General features: G+C 68.0%; 19 protein-coding genes. 6 read left to right on the forward strand and 13 right to left on the reverse strand.

What is annotated here, in order from left to right; translation table 11 throughout:
• Positions 1–13 precede the first annotated feature (13 nt).
• Positions 14–1042, forward strand: coding sequence for a symmetrical bis(5'-nucleosyl)-tetraphosphatase (locus V9K93_RS10335; protein ID WP_295376785.1), 1029 nt, complete (start codon positions 14–16; stop codon positions 1040–1042).
• Complete coding sequence (locus V9K93_RS10340; RefSeq protein WP_337302514.1) at positions 1039–1686, forward strand: DUF1287 domain-containing protein; 648 nt, start codon at positions 1039–1041, stop codon at positions 1684–1686. The genes V9K93_RS10335 and V9K93_RS10340 overlap by 4 nt, the downstream gene beginning before the upstream one ends.
• 89 nt (positions 1687–1775) lie before the next feature.
• On the opposite strand, the gene V9K93_RS10345 is transcribed toward V9K93_RS10340, so the two are convergent.
• The 10 genes from V9K93_RS10345 to V9K93_RS10390 form a co-directional block, all read right to left on the reverse strand.
• Positions 1776–2267: a dihydrofolate reductase gene (locus V9K93_RS10345; protein ID WP_046984885.1), complete on the reverse strand. Its 492-nt coding sequence runs from the start codon at positions 2265–2267 to the stop codon at positions 1776–1778.
• A 13-nt stretch (positions 2268–2280) separates the two neighbouring features.
• A complete protein-coding gene (locus V9K93_RS10350; RefSeq protein ID WP_046984902.1) occupies positions 2281–2832 on the reverse strand; it encodes a hypothetical protein in 552 nt (183 codons plus the stop codon).
• A gap of 8 nt (positions 2833–2840) precedes the next feature.
• Complete coding sequence (locus tag V9K93_RS10355) at positions 2841–3635, reverse strand: thymidylate synthase (protein WP_049398135.1); 795 nt, start codon at positions 3633–3635, stop codon at positions 2841–2843.
• Positions 3632–4519, reverse strand: coding sequence for a prolipoprotein diacylglyceryl transferase (lgt, locus tag V9K93_RS10360; RefSeq protein ID WP_337302515.1), 888 nt, complete (start codon positions 4517–4519; stop codon positions 3632–3634). Before lgt ends, V9K93_RS10355 begins: the two co-directional genes overlap by 4 nt.
• 84 nt (positions 4520–4603) lie before the next feature.
• The gene (locus tag V9K93_RS10365) at positions 4604–5098 is read right to left on the reverse strand and encodes a TPM domain-containing protein (protein WP_337302516.1); all 495 of its coding nucleotides are present in this window, start codon (positions 5096–5098) and stop codon (positions 4604–4606) included.
• The gene (locus V9K93_RS10370) at positions 5098–5982 is read right to left on the reverse strand and encodes a TPM domain-containing protein (protein ID WP_253079228.1); all 885 of its coding nucleotides are present in this window, start codon (positions 5980–5982) and stop codon (positions 5098–5100) included. The genes V9K93_RS10365 and V9K93_RS10370 overlap by 1 nt, the downstream gene beginning before the upstream one ends.
• A gap of 3 nt (positions 5983–5985) precedes the next feature.
• The gene (locus tag V9K93_RS10375) at positions 5986–6606 is read right to left on the reverse strand and encodes a LemA family protein (RefSeq protein ID WP_012510094.1); all 621 of its coding nucleotides are present in this window, start codon (positions 6604–6606) and stop codon (positions 5986–5988) included.
• 534 nt (positions 6607–7140) lie between these two features.
• On the reverse strand, positions 7141–8301 hold the full coding sequence (locus tag V9K93_RS10380) for an MFS transporter (RefSeq protein ID WP_136638881.1): 1161 nt from the start codon (positions 8299–8301) through the stop codon (positions 7141–7143).
• A 219-nt stretch (positions 8302–8520) separates the two neighbouring features.
• Positions 8521–9270 (reverse strand): TerC family protein, encoded by a 750-nt coding sequence (locus tag V9K93_RS10385; protein WP_012510092.1) that lies wholly within the window; start codon positions 9268–9270, stop codon positions 8521–8523.
• A gap of 32 nt (positions 9271–9302) precedes the next feature.
• The gene (locus V9K93_RS10390) at positions 9303–9698 is read right to left on the reverse strand and encodes a diacylglycerol kinase (protein ID WP_088480332.1); all 396 of its coding nucleotides are present in this window, start codon (positions 9696–9698) and stop codon (positions 9303–9305) included.
• A gap of 213 nt (positions 9699–9911) precedes the next feature.
• Here V9K93_RS10390 and V9K93_RS10395 point away from each other — a divergent pair, with 213 nt between their 5' ends.
• A complete protein-coding gene (locus V9K93_RS10395; RefSeq protein ID WP_136638880.1) occupies positions 9912–10613 on the forward strand; it encodes an SGNH/GDSL hydrolase family protein in 702 nt (233 codons plus the stop codon).
• 52 nt (positions 10614–10665) lie between these two features.
• On the opposite strand, the gene V9K93_RS10400 is transcribed toward V9K93_RS10395, so the two are convergent.
• The 3 genes from V9K93_RS10400 to V9K93_RS10410 all read right to left on the reverse strand — a co-directional run bounded on the left by V9K93_RS10400 (position 10666) and on the right by V9K93_RS10410 (position 13539).
• Positions 10666–11937, reverse strand: coding sequence for a sensor histidine kinase (locus V9K93_RS10400; RefSeq protein WP_046982735.1), 1272 nt, complete (start codon positions 11935–11937; stop codon positions 10666–10668).
• A gap of 156 nt (positions 11938–12093) precedes the next feature.
• Positions 12094–12807 (reverse strand): response regulator transcription factor, encoded by a 714-nt coding sequence (locus tag V9K93_RS10405; protein ID WP_002811889.1) that lies wholly within the window; start codon positions 12805–12807, stop codon positions 12094–12096.
• Positions 12808–12894: 87 nt separating this feature from the next.
• A complete protein-coding gene (locus V9K93_RS10410; protein WP_046982734.1) occupies positions 12895–13539 on the reverse strand; it encodes an arylesterase in 645 nt (214 codons plus the stop codon).
• 75 nt (positions 13540–13614) lie between these two features.
• Between V9K93_RS10410 and V9K93_RS10415 the strand changes: the two genes are divergently transcribed.
• The 3 genes from V9K93_RS10415 (at position 13615) to V9K93_RS10425 (ending at position 17374) form a co-directional block, all read left to right on the forward strand.
• Entirely contained in the window at positions 13615–14262 is a 648-nt protein-coding gene (locus V9K93_RS10415; RefSeq protein WP_253079231.1) for an ABC transporter ATP-binding protein, read from the forward strand.
• The gene (locus V9K93_RS10420) at positions 14259–16775 is read left to right on the forward strand and encodes an ABC transporter permease (RefSeq protein WP_337302517.1); all 2517 of its coding nucleotides are present in this window, start codon (positions 14259–14261) and stop codon (positions 16773–16775) included. The genes V9K93_RS10415 and V9K93_RS10420 overlap by 4 nt, the downstream gene beginning before the upstream one ends.
• Before the next feature lie 113 nt (positions 16776–16888).
• Positions 16889–17374, forward strand: a complete 486-nt coding sequence (locus tag V9K93_RS10425; protein ID WP_248298476.1) for a hypothetical protein — start codon at positions 16889–16891, stop codon at positions 17372–17374.
• Positions 17375–17498: the final 124 nt, after the last annotated feature.

Raw genomic sequence — 17498 nt, forward strand, 5'->3', positions numbered from 1 at the left:
CGGAGGCCGAACGATGAGTGTGTGGGCGATCGGCGACCTGCAGGGCTGCTATGACGTCACCCAGCGATTGCTGGAGAAGATCCGCTTCGACCCCGCGCAGGACACCCTGTGGTTCTGTGGCGACCTGGTCAACCGCGGCGGCCAGTCGCTGGAAACGCTGCGGCTGGTGCACTCGCTGCGCGAGCACAGCGTGGTGGTGCTGGGCAACCATGATCTATCGCTGCTGGCCGTCGGTGCGCGCACCGAAGAGGAACAGCGCAAGGTCAATCCGGACCTGCTGCGCATCGTGCAGGCCGAGGACCGCGACGAACTGCTGGACTGGCTGCGCCTGCAGAAGCTGGTGCACGTGGACCGCGAGCTGGGCTGGATGATGGTGCATGCCGGCCTGGCGCCGAAGTGGACCACGCAGATGGCCGAGCGGCATGCCGCTGAAGTCGAAGTGCAGCTGCACGGCGCCGGCTACCGCAAGCTGTTCCGCAACATGTATGGCGACAAGCCGAGCTGGGCACCGAACCTGTCCGGCTACGACCGCTCGCGCGCGATCATCAACGTGCTCACCCGCATGCGCTACTGCACCCCGCGTGGGCGCATCGGCATCGAGGACAAGGGCACGCCGGGCACGCAGGAACAGGGGCTGTACCCCTGGTTCGAAGTGCCGGGCCGGGTCGAGCGCGACCTCAAGATTGTCTGTGGCCACTGGTCGGCGCTCGGCCTGACCATCACCCAGGGCGTGCACGCCATCGATACCGGTGCGGTGTGGGGCGGCAAGCTCACCGCGATCCAGCTCGACACCGAAGAACTGCGCGTGGTGCAGGTACCGGGCCGCGATGTGCCGGCACCGGTGCCGCATGCACGTCCGCCGGCGCGACCGGCGCACGAGCGGCCCGCCGCTGCGGCGCAGGGCAAGGAACAGGGCGGCGGCAACACGCCCGCTGCCAACCCGGGCAACCGTGGTCCGCGTCGACGTCGCCGTCGTGGCGGCGCTGGCGGTAGCGGCAACGGCGGTGGTGGCAACAACAACGGCGCACCATCGCAGGCATGACACGACCTGGCTGCGCACCATGGATGGTGCTGCTGCTGACGCTGGCTCTGGCCAGCGGCTGCCAGCCCGGCTCGCCGCCTGCTTCCACCGCTGCGGGCAGCGCTGAACGCGCACCGACGCAACCGCAGGCCGCTTCACCGCCACTGGTGGATGCGGCACGCGCGCAGGTCGGCGTCACCACCCGCTACGACCCTGCTTACCAGGTGCTGGCCTATCCCGGCGGCGACGTCCCGCTGGATCGCGGCGTCTGCACCGACGTGGTGGTGCGCGCTCTGCGCAGCCAGGGCCTGGACCTCCAGGCCCGCGTGCACGAAGACATGCGCGGCAACTTCAGCGCCTACCCATCGATCTGGGGCCTGTCACGGCCGGACCGCAACATCGATCATCGTCGCGTACCGAACCTGATGCGCTGGTTCGAGCGGCAGCGCTGGCAGCAGCCGATCAGCACCGCCGCCGCCGACTACGCAGCCGGCGACATCGTCGCCTGGAAGCTCAACGGCAACGGCCTGCTGCATGTGGGCATCGTCTCCGACCGGCGCTTGGCCGATGGCACGCCGCTGGTGCTGCACAACATCGCGCGCGGCACGCGGGAAGAGAACCTGCTGTTCCAACACACGATCATCGGGCATTACCGGATGCCGTAGGCAATCGTGTAGAGCCGAGCCATGCTCGGCTACGGGATGTGTCTGGCAACAGCAGCCGAGCATGGCTCGGCTCTACAGATGCGCGGCGGTCAACGGCGCACGTAGTGCACGAAGCGGAACGCGTAGGCGTGGCGTTCGTCGGCCGCGTGCGGCTCGCTGCTCACTTCCCGCCAGTCACGCGCGTCCACCTCGGGGAAGTGGGTATCGGCAGGCACTTCGGCATCGACCCAGGTCAGGTACAGGTCGCTGGCCTGGCCCAGCAGCTGACGGAAGATCTCGCCGCCACCGATGATGCACAGTTCGCTGGCGCCCTCGCCTTCGGCAATCGCCTTCGCCTCGTCCAGCGACGCCACCGCGCGCATGCCCTCGAACGGCACCTGGCTGCTGCGGGTCAGCACCAGGTTGGTCCGCCCCGGCAGCACACGGCCGATCGATTCGGCGGTCTTGCGCCCCATCAGGATCGGCTTGCCCAGGGTGAGCGCCTTGAAGTGCTTGAAATCATCCGGCAGATGCCAGGGCATGGCATTGCCCTGGCCGATGCCACGGTTGCGGTCCAGCGCCACGATCATCGACAGCTTCATCAGTGCGCTCTCCTCAGCTGGCGTCGATCTGCAGGCGTTCGCAGGCAGCGTTCGCGGCACTGGCGGCCCGCAATGCTGCAGCCAGCGCCGGACTCGACGTGGACTGCTCATCCAGGCCGCTGATGATCTTCTGCTTCTGCGCTTCCTCGATCTCCTTCAGGCCCGGCCCCGACAGGATCTCCGCCGACAACGCCGCATTGTCGGTGCCGGCACCACGCGCGAGGAACGCCTTCAGCTGGTCGCTGGAGTAGACGGTGGCCAGGCGCTGTTCAAGCTCACGCTGATAGGCCGGATCCTCGACACCCGCCTTCAGGTGCTCGGTCATCGCCGCGTACATGCCGGTTACCGCCTCACGCATCTGCGCCCGGCACCCTGCCGGCACATCCTGAGGCAGCATCGTGCTGCCGTTGAATGCTCCGGCGAACGCCTGCACTTCCTCGCGCATGTGCTTGTGCACGATCTGCTCATTGACCTGCCTGGCCAGCGACAGTGTATCCGCCGCTGCGGCCTGGGCCATGCCCAGAGGGAGCGCAACGCACAGCGCCAACAGGCAGCGGGAAAGCATGCGCGCGCTCATACCGCCACCGGCGCCTTGATCGCCGGATGCGGATCGTAGCCGTCGATGCGGATGTCGTCGAACTGGAAGCCGAACAGATCGGTCACCTCCGGGTTCAACCACAGCGTCGGCAGCGCGCGCGGTTCACGCGACAGCTGCTCGCGGGCCTGCTCGAAGTGGTTCGAATACAGGTGCGCATCGCCCAGCGTGTGCACAAAGTCGCCCACGCCCAGGCCGGTGGCCTGCGCCACCATGTGGGTCAGCAGCGCGTAGCTGGCGATGTTGAACGGCACACCGAGGAAGATGTCGCCGCTGCGCTGGTACAGCTGGCAGCTGAGCTTGCCGTCCACCACGTAGAACTGGAACAGGTTGTGGCACGGCATCAGCGCCATCTGCGAGAGCTCGCCCACGTTCCAGGCGCTGACCACCAGCCGACGCGAATCCGGGTTGCGCTTGATCTCATCCACCAGCCACTGCATCTGGTCGATCTCACCGCCATCGGCAGTGGCCCAGCTGCGCCACTGCTTGCCGTAGACCGGGCCGAGGTCGCCGTTCTCGTCGGCCCACTCGTCCCAGATCCGTACCTGGTTGTCCTTCAGATAGCCGATGTTGGTGTCGCCCTTCAGGAACCACAGCAGCTCGTGGATGATCGAGCGCAGGTGCAGCTTCTTGGTGGTGACCAGCGGGAAACCGTCTGCCAGGTTGAAGCGCATCTGCCAGCCGAACACGCTGCGGGTGCCGGTACCGGTGCGGTCGCTCTTCTCGGCGCCGTGCTCAAGCACGTGCGAGAGCAGGTCCAGGTAAGCCTTCATGCCTTGCCCTCGGCAGTCACCGGCAGCTGCGGCTGCAGCACCGGCGCGCGGCGCGACATCGCCAGCAACCCCAGGCCGAAGACGATCAGCGGCACGCACAGGATCTGGCCCTTGGTCAGCCAGCCGAAGGCCACGTAGACGCCGTTGTCCGGCATGCGCACGAATTCCACCGCGAAGCGGAAGACGCCGTACAGCAGTGCGAACAGGCCACCCACCAGGTAACGATGGCGCGGCTTGGCCGACACCGCCCACAGCACAACGAACATCACCAGGCCTTCCAGCAACGCTTCATACAGCTGCGAGGGATGGCGCGCGAACTGGTTCAGCGCACCGCTGGCGAACTGCGCCTGCAGGGTGGCGTGGTCGAGCTGGTTCAACGGTGCCGGCAGGCCGGACGGGAACACCACGCCCCAGCTGCCGTCGGTGTACTTGCCCCACAGCTCGGCGCCGATGAAGTTGCCGATGCGGCCAAAGCCCAGGCCCAGCGGCACCAGCGGCGCCATGAAATCCATGGTGTCGAAGAAGTGCAGCGCATGCTTGCGCGACCACCACCAGCAGGCCGCGATCACGCCGAGCAGGCCACCGTGGAAGCTCATGCCGCCATCCCACACCTTGAACAGCAGCAGCGGGTTGTGCAGGAAATCGCCCAGCGCGTAGAACAGCATGTAGCCGATGCGCCCGCCCAGCACTACGCCGAGCATGGCGTAGAACAGCAGGTCGGAGAAGCCGTTGGCGTCGACGCCCGGCAGGCGCCCGTCGGCGATCCGCTTGCGCCCCAGCAGCCAGGCGGCGGTGAAGCCGAGCAGGTACATGATGCCGTACCAGTGCACCTTGATCGGTCCCAACGAGAGGGCGATGGGGTCGATGTCGTGGAAATAGATCATGAAGGGCGCCTTGCAGGGATGCCGATATTCTAGCGCCGCCCGGGAGCGGCCTCGTGGTGGCCGCCGTCGCCCGATTGCCGGGCTTCAGCCCAGGATCTGCGGCGTGTCCGGCAGGCCGTCCTGATCGGACCGCGCCGAGGCCGGAAAGTGCCCTTCCAGCAGGCTGGAGACCTCGTCGATCGCATCCTGCAGCGCTTCCACGGGATTGGACCCGCGCAGGCCCTCGCGCAGATGGGTGCAGACCCGCTGCCACTGCGCCGGGCTGACCCGGCCGTGCAGGCCGCGGTCGGCGACGATCTCGATCGCGTGATCGGCCAGCAGCAGGTAGATCAGCACGCCGTTGTTGTAGGCTGTGTCCCAGGTACGCAGGCGGGCGAAGGCGTGTTCGGCGGCCTGGCGCGGGGTCACTTTGTGCCACAACGCGGCCCACGGCAGGTCGGCTTCGACCGCGAACATCACCTGGCCACCATGGCGCTGCTCACCGGCGGCGATGGCCTCGGTGATCGCCTGCAGCGTGGCCGGCGGGAACGCACGCCGCACCGACGGCGAAAACACGTGGCGACACAGACGTTGGATCATCACCAGCCTCCCGAAGCACCGCCGCCGCCGGAACGGCCACCACCACCGCCCCAGCCGCCACCACCGAATCCACCGCCCCCGCCGAATCCGCCTCCGCCGCCCCAGCTGCCACCACCCCATCCTCCACCACCGGCAAAGCGCCCGGGATGGCCGGACAGCATGGCGACGATCAGGCCGACGATGCCCGCCAGGCCACTGGCCAGCAGGGTGGAGGTGAACAGGAACGCCGCCAGTGCGGCACCAGCACCGCCCAGCAGGCCACGCAGCGGGCGCGGCACGCGCGAGAACACGCCGCGCAGGATGCTGCCAGCGAATACACCGATGAACAGGGCCAGGAACCAGGTATCGCCGCCACCGTCGGGCTCGCGGGCCCGCTGGCCGCTGACCGGCGTGGGCAGTGCCTCGCCATCGACGATCTTCACCAGTACCGCGGTGGCATCGGTGATGCCACCGGCGTAGTCGCCCGCTCGGAAGCGCGGCACCAGGTATTCCTGGATGACCCGGTTGGCGATGGCATCGGGAATGGCACCCTCCAGGCCGTAGCCCGGTTCGATGCGTACGCGCCGGTCGTCCTTGGCCACCACCAGCAGCACGCCGTCATCCACGCCCTTGCGGCCGATCTGCCACTGGTCGAAGACCCGCGTGGTGTACTGCGCGATGTCCTCCGGCTGGGTGGTAGGCACCACCAGCACCTGCAGCTGGCTGCCCTTGCGCTGCTGCAGGTCCAGCGCCTGCTGCACCAGCGCCTGCTTCTGCGCGGCATCCAGCGTTCCGGTGGTATCGACCACCGGCGAGTCCAGCGCCGGAATCGGTGCCAGCTGCTGGGCCTGCGACGCCAACGGCAGCCACAGCAGCAGGGCCAGCAGCGCAGTGGCCAGGCGCATGGGTCAGTGGCCCGGCTGCGGAGCCGGCTGCTGCTGCGGCGCGCTGCCGAAATCCACCGCCGGCGCGTTGGAGATCTGCGCTTCGTTGTCCACGGTGAAGTTCGGCTTGGTCTTGTAGCCGAAGATCTTGGCGGTGATCACCTGCGGGAACGAGCGGATGTAGGTGTTGTAGTCCTGCACCTGCTGGATGTAGCGACCGCGGGCAACGGTGATACGGTTCTCGGTACCTTCCAGCTGCGCCTGCAGATCGCGGAAGTTCTGGTCGGACTTGAGCACCGGGTAGTTCTCGGTGACCACCAGCAGCCGCGACAACGCACTGCCGAGTTCGCCCTGGGCCTGCTGGAACTGCTTGAGCGAGGCTTCGTCGTCGGCGTTGACGTTGATCTGGCCGACCCGCGAGCGGGCGTTGGTGACTTCGGTCAGCACGCGCTCTTCCTGGCTGGCAAAGCCTTTCACGGTCTGCACCAGGTTGGGTACCAGGTCGGCGCGGCGCTTGTACTGGTTGAGCACTTCGGACCAGCTGGCCTTGACCGCTTCATCCTTCTGCTGGATGGCGTTGTAGCCGCAGCCGGAGAGCAGGGAGGCCAGCAGCATCAAGGGCAGGACGCGGGTGAACAGGCGCATGGCGGAGGTTCCGGGTGGACTGAGCGCCGAGCATGCCACGGATGGGGTGAAAGATCGGCCATCGGGCGCCGCCCCCTCCGCGGTGGTCATGTCTGCTGGATATCGGGGTGGGCCGGGAGGGTGAGTGGGCTGGGGGACGCCGTGAATACGTCCTTGTAGGCTCGGGCGCGCCATCCATGGCGCTTACGCCCCCAGCCCACTCACCCTCCCGGCCACGGACGGTTTCCTGCGCACTGCGGGAAGATCAAAAAAGAGCAAAAGCGAAAGCCCATGCTCCAGGCATTCGTGCCGACCAACGGTCGGCACCCACCATCAGCAGCAGGTTCCAACAGATCGCAGGAACCTGTCGAAGGCGGGGTGGGTCAGCTTGCGGGGGCGTGAGCGCCATGGATGGCGCGACCGAGCTTACAGGGACGTACTTGCAGCGTCCCCCGCAAGCTGACCCACCCCGCCAACCCACGGAATGCGGGCTGTTGCTGTTGCTCTGGATTCTGCGGGTGCAGGGCTGCAAGCCCTGCCGGAACCCCACACCGTTCAACAGGCCTCAGCCACCGGGGCGCGCGCACGCCCCAGCCACGCCAGCAGCAGCGCCGACGCTGCCAGCAGGCCACCGGCCACCGGAATCGCCGCGTACCCCAGCCCCAGGCTGATCACCGCACCACCCAGCGCCGCGCCCAGTGCATTGCCGAGGTTGAACGCACCGACGTTGATCGACGACGCCAGGCCCGGCGCCTCGCTGGCGGCCTGCATCACCCGGATCTGCAGCGGCGGCACGATCGCGAAGGTCGCGGCACCGAACAGCAGCACGCCCAGCGCCGCCGTGGCGTGATTCATGAAGGCCAGCGGCAGCACGAACATCAACACGGCCAGTACCGCGAGCAGGATGCGGGTGGCGCCATCCAGCGACCAGTCGGCCATGCGCCCGCCGATGCCGTTGCCGAAAGTGAATCCAATGCCGATCAGGGCCAGCGACATCGCGATGAAGGCGTTGGAGGCACCGGTCAGCTCGGTCAGCACCGGCGCCACGTAGGTGTAGAGGGTGAACATCGCGCCGGCGCCTAGCACTGTGGTGGCCATGGCCAGCAGCACCTGCGGCTGCAGGATCGCCTTCATCTCGCGGCGCACGTCCGGACGCGCATCAGGCGCGGATGCCGGCAGGGCCAGGCCCAGCGCGGTGATCGCCACCAGGCCCAGCACCGCAGTACCGGCGAAGGACAGGCGCCAGCCCAACTGCTGGCCCACCCAGGTTGCCAGCGGCACGCCACCGATGTTGGCGATGGTCAGGCCCATGAACATGGTCGCCACGGCGGCCGCCTGCTTTTCCTTCGGTACCAGGCTCGCGGCGACCACCGCACCGATGCCGAAGAAGGCACCGTGATTGAGGCTGGTGACCAGGCGCGACAACAACAGCAGGCCGTAGTTCGGGGCCAGTGCCGACAGCAGGTTGCCGACCACGAAGATCGACATCAGCAGCATCAGCGCAGTGCGCTTGCCGAAGCGTCCCATCAGCAGGGTCATCACCGGCGCGCCCAGCATGACGCCCACGGCATAGGCCGTGATCAGCATGCCGGCGGTGGGAATGTTCACGCCTACGCCGTCGGCAATGACAGGCAGCAGGCCCATCGGCGCGAATTCAGTGGTGCCGATGGCGAAGGCGCCGACGGCGAGGGCCAGCAGAGCGGCTCTGGAGTTCATGAGGTCATCCTGCGTGGGGCAGGTCCTGGAAAAGAGCGCGTAGCCTGCGCGCTTTGTCGGCCCGGATTAAGCCTCGCCCCGGGAAAACACTGTTGATCTCAATTCACAGCTGGCGGGAACCTCCCCGCCGGGCCATGCCCGGCGAGCGCGGTGGGCCTCGCAACGCAGCCCCCCGGCGCTGGCCGGGGGTTCTGGGTGACACGCTTGCCTGTGATCTGCTTACCAGTCGCCGGCACCCGGCACGTGGTGTTCGCGCGCGCGGCGGCGCATCAGCAGGTTCAGCCACTCCACCAGCACCGAGAAGCCCATCGCGGCGTAGATGTAGGGCTTGGGCACGTGCACGTCCAGGCCATCCAGGATCAGCACCGCACCGATCAGCAGGATGAAGGCCAGGGCCAGCATCTTCACGGTCGGATTGGCATCGATGAAGCGGCCCAGCGGGTTGGCCGCCAGCAACATCACCGCCACCGACAGCAGGATCGCGGCGACCATCACCGGCACGTGGTCGGCGATGCCGACGGCAGTGATCACCGAGTCCAGCGAGAACACGATGTCGATGATCGCGATCTGCGCGATCACGTAGCCGAATACGGCCGAGGTCTTGGTCGTGCTCGGGTCCTCATCCTCGCCACCGGTGATCATTTCCTTGATCTCCATCCAGCCCTTGATGATCAGGAACAGGCCACCGACGATCAGCACCAGGTCGCGGATGGAAATGCCCATGCCGGCCACGGTGAACAGGTTCGCCTGCATGTGCGCCAGGTACGCCAGCGACACCAGCAGGCCGATACGTGTGATGCAGGCCACGGCGATGCCGAGCCGGCGCGCGAACGGGCGGCGGTGCTCGGGCAGCTTGCTGACCGCGATGGAAATGAATACCAGGTTGTCGATACCGAGCACGATTTCCAGCGCGCTCAGCGTGAACAAGGTCAACCAGACGTTCGGATCGGCGAGAAACTCAAGGGACATGGGAAGTCTTCAACAAGGGGGAGGAAGAAGGATCAGCCGGCGCTGGCCGGGAACAGGCGCGGCACCAGTACCAGGCCCCAGCACAGCAGCACGTTCATCATCAGCATGAACACCGCCGCCGAGCCCATGTCCTTGGCCCGGCCGGCCAGCTCATGGATCTCGCTGCCGTAGCGCTCGATCACCGCCTCGATGGCCGAATTGGCCAGCTCCATCGCCAGCACCAGCAGCATCGAGCCGATCAGCAGCGCGCGTTCGACCGGCGTCTGGCCCAGCCAGACCGCGAGCGGGGTCAGCAGCACCAGCAGGTAGACCTCCAGCCGGAACGAGGACTCGTGCAGCCAGGCAGCGCGCAGGCCCTGCCAGGACCAGCGGGCGGCCTGGAAGATGCGGCGCGGGCCGCGGGGCATGTGGCCGAACTGATCAGCCACGGGTGAGACATCCAGCAACAGGGGCGCGGCGCAGCGACCGCTCAGACGCACGGCAGGGAATCATGGGTGCACAGGGATAGGCAGATGGCCGCCATTTTGCCACAAGGCCGCCGGCCGCATCCCGGGCAGCGCTTGGCCAATGGCCTGCCAAGGGCAAGCCCGGGCCCGCCCCAGCTCCTATGATGGATGTCCCCTTCCCTGCTGGAGCGCCTGATGTCCCGTCGCCGTACCTGCCTGCTGATGCTGGGCCTGCTGACCGCCGCCCCCCTGGCCCAGGCGCTGAGCCCGACCAAGCCGCCGCGCGTGCCCGAGCAGGTCTCCAACGTGGCCTGGGCCGGCGACATGGCCCACTTCGCCAGCGCCGACCAGACCAGCCCGCCGCCGCGCGGCGGCATCGAGTTCATCGGCAGCTCCTCCATCCGCATGTGGGACAGCCTGGCCACCGACTTCCCCGGCCAGCCGGTGTTCAACCGTGGCTTCGGCGGTTCGGAAGTGCGCGACAGCACCTGGTATGCCGGCCAGATCGTAGTGCCGTATGCGCCATGCAAGGTGTTCTTCTACGCCGGCGACAACGACCTCAACAGCGGCCGCAGCGCGGTGCAGGTGCGCGACGATGTGGTCGCCTTCGTGCAGCGCGTGCACCGCGACCTGCCGAAGACGAAGGTGGAGTACCTGTCGATCAAACCGAGCCCGTCGCGTGCGCACCTGCTGCCGGCGATCAACGAAGCCAACACGCTGATCAAGGTCGCCCTGGCCAGGCTGCCCAATACCGGCTTCACCGACGTCTACACGCCGATGCTCGGCGCCGATGGACAGCCGGACGCGGCGCTGTTCCGCGAGGACATGCTGCATATGACCCCAGCCGGCTATGCGATCTGGACCAAGGCGCTGGCGCCGAAGGTGAAGTGCGACTGAGGCGTGCGTTCGCCGACCAAGGTCGGCATCTACCGAGGCAGCTGGTGCCGCCTCAGCGGAAAATCACCGTGGCTTCGGTGCCCTTGCCAGGCTCACTGGCCAAGCTGACCTTCCAGCCGAAGCGGTCGCACAGCCGGCGCACGATCGACAGGCCCAGGCCGGTGCCCTGCGGACGGCTCGGCTCGGCGCGGTAGAACGGCTCGAACGCGCGCGACAGCGCCTCGGCGGACATGCCGATGCCGGTATCGCGCACCACCACGCGGTCGTTGTGCACATGCACGTCGATGCGCCCCTCATCGGTGTAGCTGCAGGCGTTGCGCACCAGGTTGCTGACCACCACCTGCAGCACCCGCGGCGGCGCATGCAGCTGCACCGGGCCATCGCTGTGCAGGTGCACCGATACCGAGCGCGTACCCAGCAGCTCGTTGGCGTTGTCCACCTCGTAGCGGACGATGTCGTTGACGTCGAACAGCTCGATCTGCGGCTCGACATCGGCCTCGCGGGCCAGGATCAGGAACGCATCGATCACCGCCTCCATGTCACGCCCGGCGCGCTGGATACGCTGCAGGCTGCGGCGCAGGCGCGGCTCCAGGCTGTCATCGCCCAGCGCCATGTCGCTGGCCACCCGGATCACGGTCAGCGGTGTGCGCAGCTCATGGCTGGCATCGCGGGTGAAGTTGCGCTCACGGGCCACGTGCGCGCTGACCCGGTTGGCCAGTGAATGCAGTGCGGCAGCCAGCTGCCGGGTCTCGCCCTGCATGTCCGCCGGCAGCTTGTTCGGCTCGAGGTCGGCCGCCTCGGGATGGCCCGGGTCCCAGCGCGAGACGCGGCGCGCCAGCCAGTTCACCGGCGACACCAGCCGCTTGGAGGCGCGATAGGTCACCCAGCTGGCGCCATAAACCGCCAGCAGGGTCAGCAGCACCGGCACGATGCCGAACCAGAACGCCAGCATCTCCGCGCGCGAACGCAGGAACACCAGGTACAGGCGACCGGCCGGGCGTACATCGACCAGTACCAGCTGGTCATCCTTGCGCAGTTCGTGGAAGCCCGGCTCCAGATTGCGCAGGTTGGCCGGCAACGACAACGCCGACTGCCCGCTTTCCAGCAGGTAGCCGCGGATGTTCTGGGTGTTGGGCGGCGGCTGCACCGGCGAGGCCTCGTGCAGCGTCCAGAAGTACGCCGCTTCCTCGCGCAGGGCCGCGCCGACCAGGCTGTGCTTGATCACCAGCGATACCAGCCAGGCACCGAGCAGGATGCCCAGGCTGGCCAGCACTGCCTGCAGGATGAAAGCGATACGGATCTTGCGCGGCAGGCCGTGCGGCATTGCGGGGTCCCGGTCGGAGCGCTGCGATTATAGGCAGCGCACCGCGCCGTAGTCGTGCATGGGCGCTGACCGGCGGTACTGCCTGCCGGTCATGCCCTGCCCTGGTGCGTGGCCGTTGCCCGGCCGGGCTTGCTGCTGCACCGGCGATGGCCCTGCTCAGGCCATCGGCTGGGCGATATCGGCAATGCGGTAACCGGCGCTCTGTACGGTGTGCAGCAGCGGGCGGTCGAACGGCTTGTCGATGATCTTGCGCAGGTTGTACAGATGGCTGCGCAGGGTGTCCGAATCCGGCAGCCCGTTGCCCCAGATCTCGCGTTCGATCTCCTGGCGGGTGACCACGCGCGGCGATTCGCGCATCAGGATGGTCAGCAGGCGCAGGCCGATCGGCGACAGCTGCAGCTCGGTGCCGGCACGGGTGGCGCGCATGCTGACCGGATCGAGCACCAGGTCGGCGACCTTGAGCACTTCCGAACCGACCTGGCGGCGTTCGCGACGGATCAGCGCGCGCAGGCGTGCTTCCAGCTCCTGGATCGCGAACGGCTTGGTCAGATAGTCATCGGCGCCGAAACCGAGGCCGGTGAGCTTGTCATCCAGCGTGTCGCGTGCCGTGAGCATCAGCACCGGGGTGGACTTGCGCGCATCGTTGCGCAGGCGACGGCACACTTCGATGCCATCCAGGCGCGGCAACATCAAGTCGAGCACCACGACGTCATAGCTGTTCTCCGCCGCAAGGCGGTAGCCATCCAGGCCGTCCTGTGCATAGTCGACTTCGAAGCCGCGACCTTCCAGGTATTCCCCGATCATCTCGGAGATGTTGCGGTTGTCTTCGACCACCAGCACCAAGCCGGAGGTCTCCTTCGTCTGACGCATGTGATTCCCTCTAACTTCAGCTTTGTGAAACATGCCGGATCGACGGTGGACGCGATGTGAAGTTCCGTCAAGAGGGATGTAAATCGTTCAGAGCAGGGGCCGCAGCAATGGCCAGACGTTGTCCAGCACCTTCGGCTGCGCCTGCGCGGTCGGGTGCAGGCCATCAGCCTGCATCAGCCCCGGCTGCAGTGCCACGCCCTCCAGCAGGAACGGCAGCAGCGGTACCTTGTACTGCGTGGCCAGTGCCTTGTAGGCCGCCGCCAGCCGCTGGCGATAACCCGCCCCATAGTTGGGCGGCACATCGATGCCGAGCAGCAACACCTTGGCACCGGCCTTCTGGCTGGCCTGCACCATCTTTTCCAGGTTGCCCTGCACCTGCGCCGGGGTCAGCCCGCGCAGTGCGTCATTGCCGCCTAGGGCAATCACCACTACGGTGGGTTTTTCCTTGGCCAGCAGGCCCGGCAGGCGGGTCAGCGCGCCGGCGGTGGTCTCACCGCTCATGCTGGCATTGACGATGCGCGCCGGTGTTTTCGACTGCTGCCTGACCCGCTGCTGCAGCAGGCTGACCCAGCCGGCGTCGGCGGGGATATTGTGGGCAGCACTGAGGCTGTCGCCGAGCACCAGCACCGTGCCGGCCGGACCTTTGGCAGAGGCCAGCCCAGGCAGCAGCAGGAACCCCAGCAACAGCACCATCATCGCGCCGGCTCGCCGGCTCCATCCCGTCTTGCACATTGGAGTCTCCTCATCGACAGCCTGTCCTCCCGCAGCGCGCCCGTCGCCATCGCCGTCGACCAGGTCGGCAAATCCGTGCAGGGCCCGGAGGGTGAAGTCCACATACTGGACAACATCACCCTGACCGTCCATGAAGGCACCAGCGTGGCCATCGTCGGCGCGTCCGGTTCCGGCAAGACCACCCTGCTCGGCCTGCTGGCCGGCCTTGACCTGCCCAGCCGCGGCAGCATCGCGCTGGCCGGCCAGGATCTGGCGGCGCTGGACGAGGAAGCCCGCGCCCAGCTGCGCGCACGCGAGATCGGCTTCGTGTTCCAGAGCTTCCACCTGCTGCCGGCGCTGACCGCCGCCGAGAACGTCGCGCTGCCGCTGGAGCTGGCCGGGCGCGAGGACCGCGCACGCGTCGAGGAGGTACTGGCGCAGGTCGGCCTGGGCCATCGCGCACGCCACTACCCGCGCCAGTTGTCCGGTGGCGAGCAGCAACGCGTGGCGCTGGCCCGGGCTTTCGTCACCCGCCCGCGCATCCTGTTCGCCGATGAACCCACCGGTTCGCTGGACCAGGCTACCGGCCAGCACATCAGCGACCTGCTGTTCGAACTCAACGCCGGCAGCGGCACGACGCTTGTGCTGGTCACCCACGACCTGCGCCTGGCGCAGCGCTGCCAGTACATCCAGCGCATCGACAACGGCCGCCTGCTGCCGGTCGAGCACGGGGCCGACGCATGAACCTGCTGCGCCATGCATGGCGCGCGCTGCGTCGCGAGGCGCTGGCCGGCGATCTGCTGACCGTATTCGCCGCGTTGGTGCTGGGCGTGGCGGTGATGACGGCGGTGGGCACGCTGGTGAACCGGGTCAACCTGGCGCTGACCGGCAGCGCAGCCGAGATGCTCGGCGGTGACCTCGGCATCGCCGGGCGCGACGACCCACCGGCAGCCTTCGCCGAAGAAGCGCAGCGACGCAGTCTGGCGCATACCCGCATCGCCAGCTTCGGCAGCGTGCTGTTCCATGGCGAGGCCAGCCAGATGGCCAGCATCAAGGCCGTGGAAGCCGGCTATCCGCTGCGCGGCACGCTGCGGGTGCGGGCCTCGCCCGGGGGCGCCCTGATCGACAACGCCGGCATGCCGGCCAAAGGCCAGGCCTATGCCGACCCGCGCCTGCTGCAGGGCCTGGGACTGAAAGCCGGTGACGACCTTGAATTCGGCGCTGGCACGCTGCGCATCGCCGGCATCATCGAGGCCGAACCGGATACCGGCGGCGACCTGCTTACGCTTTCCCCCACCCTGCTGGTCAACCGCGCCGATGTGGAAGGCACCGGCCTGCTCGGTCCGGGCAGCCGCATCAACTACCGGCTGATGTTCGCCGGGCAGGCCGACCAGATTGCCGCGCTGCGCCAGTGGTTGCTGCCGCAGGTCAAGGGCCTGCGCCTGCTGAGCGTGGACGACACCCAGCGTGGTGTGCGCCAGGCCTTCGACCTGGCCGGGCGCTTCCTCGGCCTGAGCGCACTGCTGGCGGTGCTGCTGGCCGGCGTGGCCACGGCACTGGCCGCCAACCGCTTCGCCCTGCGCCGCATCGACCAGGTGGCGATCCTGCGCTGCCTGGGTGCCCGCCAGCGCGACATCCTGTTCGGCCTGGCACTGCAGCTGCTGATGCTGGCGGTTCCGGCCTGCGCACTCGGCATCGCTCTCGGCATGGCTGCGCAGGAAGGCCTTGTGCAGGTGCTGGGCAGCCTGGTGCCACAACGCCTGCCGCTGCCGGAAGCGATGCCTGCCCTGACCGGCGCCGGCATCGGCCTGTTGCTGCTGTTCGGCTTCGGCCTGCCGCCGCTTCTGCGCCTGCGTGGGGTGCCGCCGATGCGCGTGCTCAACCGTTCCTTCGCCGCCCTGCCACCGGCCTCGCTGCTGGCCTACGTGGCTGCCTTGGCCGCCAGTCTGCTGCTGGCGGTGCAGGTCACCGGTGATCTCAAGCTGGCGCTGTGGGTGCTGGGCGGGTTGGCCGCGCTGGCGGTGGCGGCCGGCGTGCTCGGCTTCGTGCTGCTGCAGCTGCTGCGCGGCCTGCAGCACCGCCTGCATGGCAACTGGCGACTGGGCCTGGCCGCCCTGACCCGGCGCCGGATGCTGGCGGTGATGCAGCTGGTGGGGCTGTCGCTGTCGCTGTGCGCGCTGTTGCTGCTGGCGGTGACCGGCCCCGGTCTGCTGCAGCAGTGGCGCGAGCGGCTACCGGCGGATACGCCGAACTACTTCCTGATCAACATCCAGCCCGAGCAGCGCGACAGTGTGTTGGCCGCGCTGCGTGGACTGGGCGCCCACGACGCCAGCATCGAACCGATGGCCACCGGCCGCCTGATTGCAATCAACGGCAAACCGCCGCTGCGCGTGGACCGCTCGCCCGCGCAGGAGGGGCAACCGGCACAGGCCGAAGGCCAGCGCGACGACGACGATGAAAACCGGCCGTTGAACTTCAGCTGGCGCAGCACGTTCCCGCCGGCAAATACGCTGGTCAACGGCACGTTCTGGAAGCCGGACAGCACCGCTGCCGAGGCATCCGTGGAGATCGGCTGGGCCAAGCGCTACGGCGTGTACCCCGGTGACCGCATCACCATTGCGGTGGGCGAGCAGGAACGCGAGTTCACTGTCACCAGCGTGCGAAAGGCGGACTGGAACACCTTCCGGCCGAACTTCTTCGTGCTGCTGAACCCGAACGCGGTGGGCGATACGCCGCACAACCTGCTGTCGGCGTTCCATCTGCCGGCCGGCGAGGCAGCCGGACTGGGCGAGCTGGTCCGCGCGCAGCCGAACCTGTCCCTGCTGGACGTGGATGCGGTGATCTCGCAGGTGCGCGATGTGATGGAGCGGGTGGCACAGGCGGTGCAGCTGGTGATGGTGTTCAGCCTGCTGGCGGGCGTGCTGGTGCTGCTGGCCGCACTACAGGCCACGGCCGGCGAGCGTCGCTACGACAGCGCGGTGCTGCGCACGCTGGGCGCGACCCGGCACCAGTTGCGCGGCGCGGTGCTGGTGGAGTTCGGTGCGCTGGGCACGCTGGCGGCGTTGCTGGCGGTGGGCGCAGCTGCTGCCATCGGCGTGGCGGTCTCGCAGAAGGTGTTCGAGCTGCCACTGCTGCCGCCGTGGCCGGGCCTGCTGCTGGGTGGCCTGCTCGGCATCGCGCTGAGCCTGCTGGCCGGCTGGCTGGGCACCCGGCGGATCCTGCACACGCCACCGGCATTGGCATTGCGCGAGGCGTGATGCGGTTGCGACACACACGGGTGGGGCGGGCGGTATGCTGCGCGCCCCACTCGATCAGATCGTCCGGAAGCGCTGAACGTTGCTCCCCCGCTCCCGAGGTTCAAGGAATGAAGATGAAATACGGCCTCTGTCTGCGCATCCTTCTGGCCAGTTCCCCGCTGCTCGGCGCGATGCTGCCTGCAGACGCCCGCGCGGCGGAAGGCTATGCCCCGGACGCGGTGCAGGCCTTCGTGCTGGAAACGGTGCTGGCCGACGAGGCGCAAGCCTTCCACGAGGGCCATCCGACCTATCTGGTTCCGGCCAGCGTGTCACGCACGCGCAGCGATGCCGACGTGGTGGCCGACCTGCGTGCTGAGTTCGACCGGTTCTACCGGGGCCAACCGAAGCCGAGAAAGGAAGTGGCGCACATGGCGATCCTCGTCGCACAGACCGCGCTGCTGCTGCCGGACCGGAGCGCCTGCAGCACGGATCGAGTACGTTGCCACGAAGCTGTCATGGGTGTCCGCACCCGCGATGACGAGGCGAGCCTGCAGGCCACCCTGCGTGCCTTCCAGAACGCGGGACTGGACCTGACCACGCTGGGTGGGCCGGCGTCCTGAGTGCATCGCACCCCGCGCTTGCGATCATCGCCGAGAGCGTGCCGAGCAAGCTCGGTACCTATACCAAAGCGAAGGTACGCTCAGTAGATCCACGCCGTGGGTGGATGCGGTGCCAGGCACGCCC

The organism is Stenotrophomonas sp. CCNWLW162, assembly GCF_037203745.1.
Taxonomy (GTDB): domain Bacteria; phylum Pseudomonadota; class Gammaproteobacteria; order Xanthomonadales; family Xanthomonadaceae; genus Stenotrophomonas; species Stenotrophomonas maltophilia_AQ.

Bases quoted from the DNA above. Each gene is read 5' to 3' on its own strand.
- V9K93_RS10335 (WP_295376785.1), top strand. From the start codon at position 14: ATGAGTGTGTGGGCGATCGGCGACCTGCAGGGCTGCTATGACGTCACC.
- V9K93_RS10340 (WP_337302514.1), top strand. From the start codon at position 1,039: ATGACACGACCTGGCTGCGCACCATGGATGGTGCTGCTGCTGACGCTG.
- V9K93_RS10345 (WP_046984885.1), bottom strand. From the start codon at position 2,267: ATGAAGCTGTCGATGATCGTGGCGCTGGACCGCAACCGTGGCATCGGC.
- V9K93_RS10350 (WP_046984902.1), bottom strand. From the start codon at position 2,832: ATGCTTTCCCGCTGCCTGTTGGCGCTGTGCGTTGCGCTCCCTCTGGGC.
- V9K93_RS10355 (WP_049398135.1), bottom strand. From the start codon at position 3,635: ATGAAGGCTTACCTGGACCTGCTCTCGCACGTGCTTGAGCACGGCGCC.
- lgt (WP_337302515.1), bottom strand. From the start codon at position 4,519: ATGATCTATTTCCACGACATCGACCCCATCGCCCTCTCGTTGGGACCG.
- V9K93_RS10365 (WP_337302516.1), bottom strand. From the start codon at position 5,098: ATGATCCAACGTCTGTGTCGCCACGTGTTTTCGCCGTCGGTGCGGCGT.
- V9K93_RS10370 (WP_253079228.1), bottom strand. From the start codon at position 5,982: ATGCGCCTGGCCACTGCGCTGCTGGCCCTGCTGCTGTGGCTGCCGTTG.
- V9K93_RS10375 (WP_012510094.1), bottom strand. From the start codon at position 6,606: ATGCGCCTGTTCACCCGCGTCCTGCCCTTGATGCTGCTGGCCTCCCTG.
- V9K93_RS10380 (WP_136638881.1), bottom strand. From the start codon at position 8,301: ATGAACTCCAGAGCCGCTCTGCTGGCCCTCGCCGTCGGCGCCTTCGCC.
- V9K93_RS10385 (WP_012510092.1), bottom strand. From the start codon at position 9,270: ATGTCCCTTGAGTTTCTCGCCGATCCGAACGTCTGGTTGACCTTGTTC.
- V9K93_RS10395 (WP_136638880.1), top strand. From the start codon at position 9,912: ATGTCCCGTCGCCGTACCTGCCTGCTGATGCTGGGCCTGCTGACCGCC.
- V9K93_RS10400 (WP_046982735.1), bottom strand. From the start codon at position 11,937: ATGCCGCACGGCCTGCCGCGCAAGATCCGTATCGCTTTCATCCTGCAG.
- V9K93_RS10405 (WP_002811889.1), bottom strand. From the start codon at position 12,807: ATGCGTCAGACGAAGGAGACCTCCGGCTTGGTGCTGGTGGTCGAAGAC.
- V9K93_RS10410 (WP_046982734.1), bottom strand. From the start codon at position 13,539: ATGTGCAAGACGGGATGGAGCCGGCGAGCCGGCGCGATGATGGTGCTG.
- V9K93_RS10420 (WP_337302517.1), top strand. From the start codon at position 14,259: ATGAACCTGCTGCGCCATGCATGGCGCGCGCTGCGTCGCGAGGCGCTG.
- V9K93_RS10425 (WP_248298476.1), top strand. From the start codon at position 16,889: ATGAAATACGGCCTCTGTCTGCGCATCCTTCTGGCCAGTTCCCCGCTG.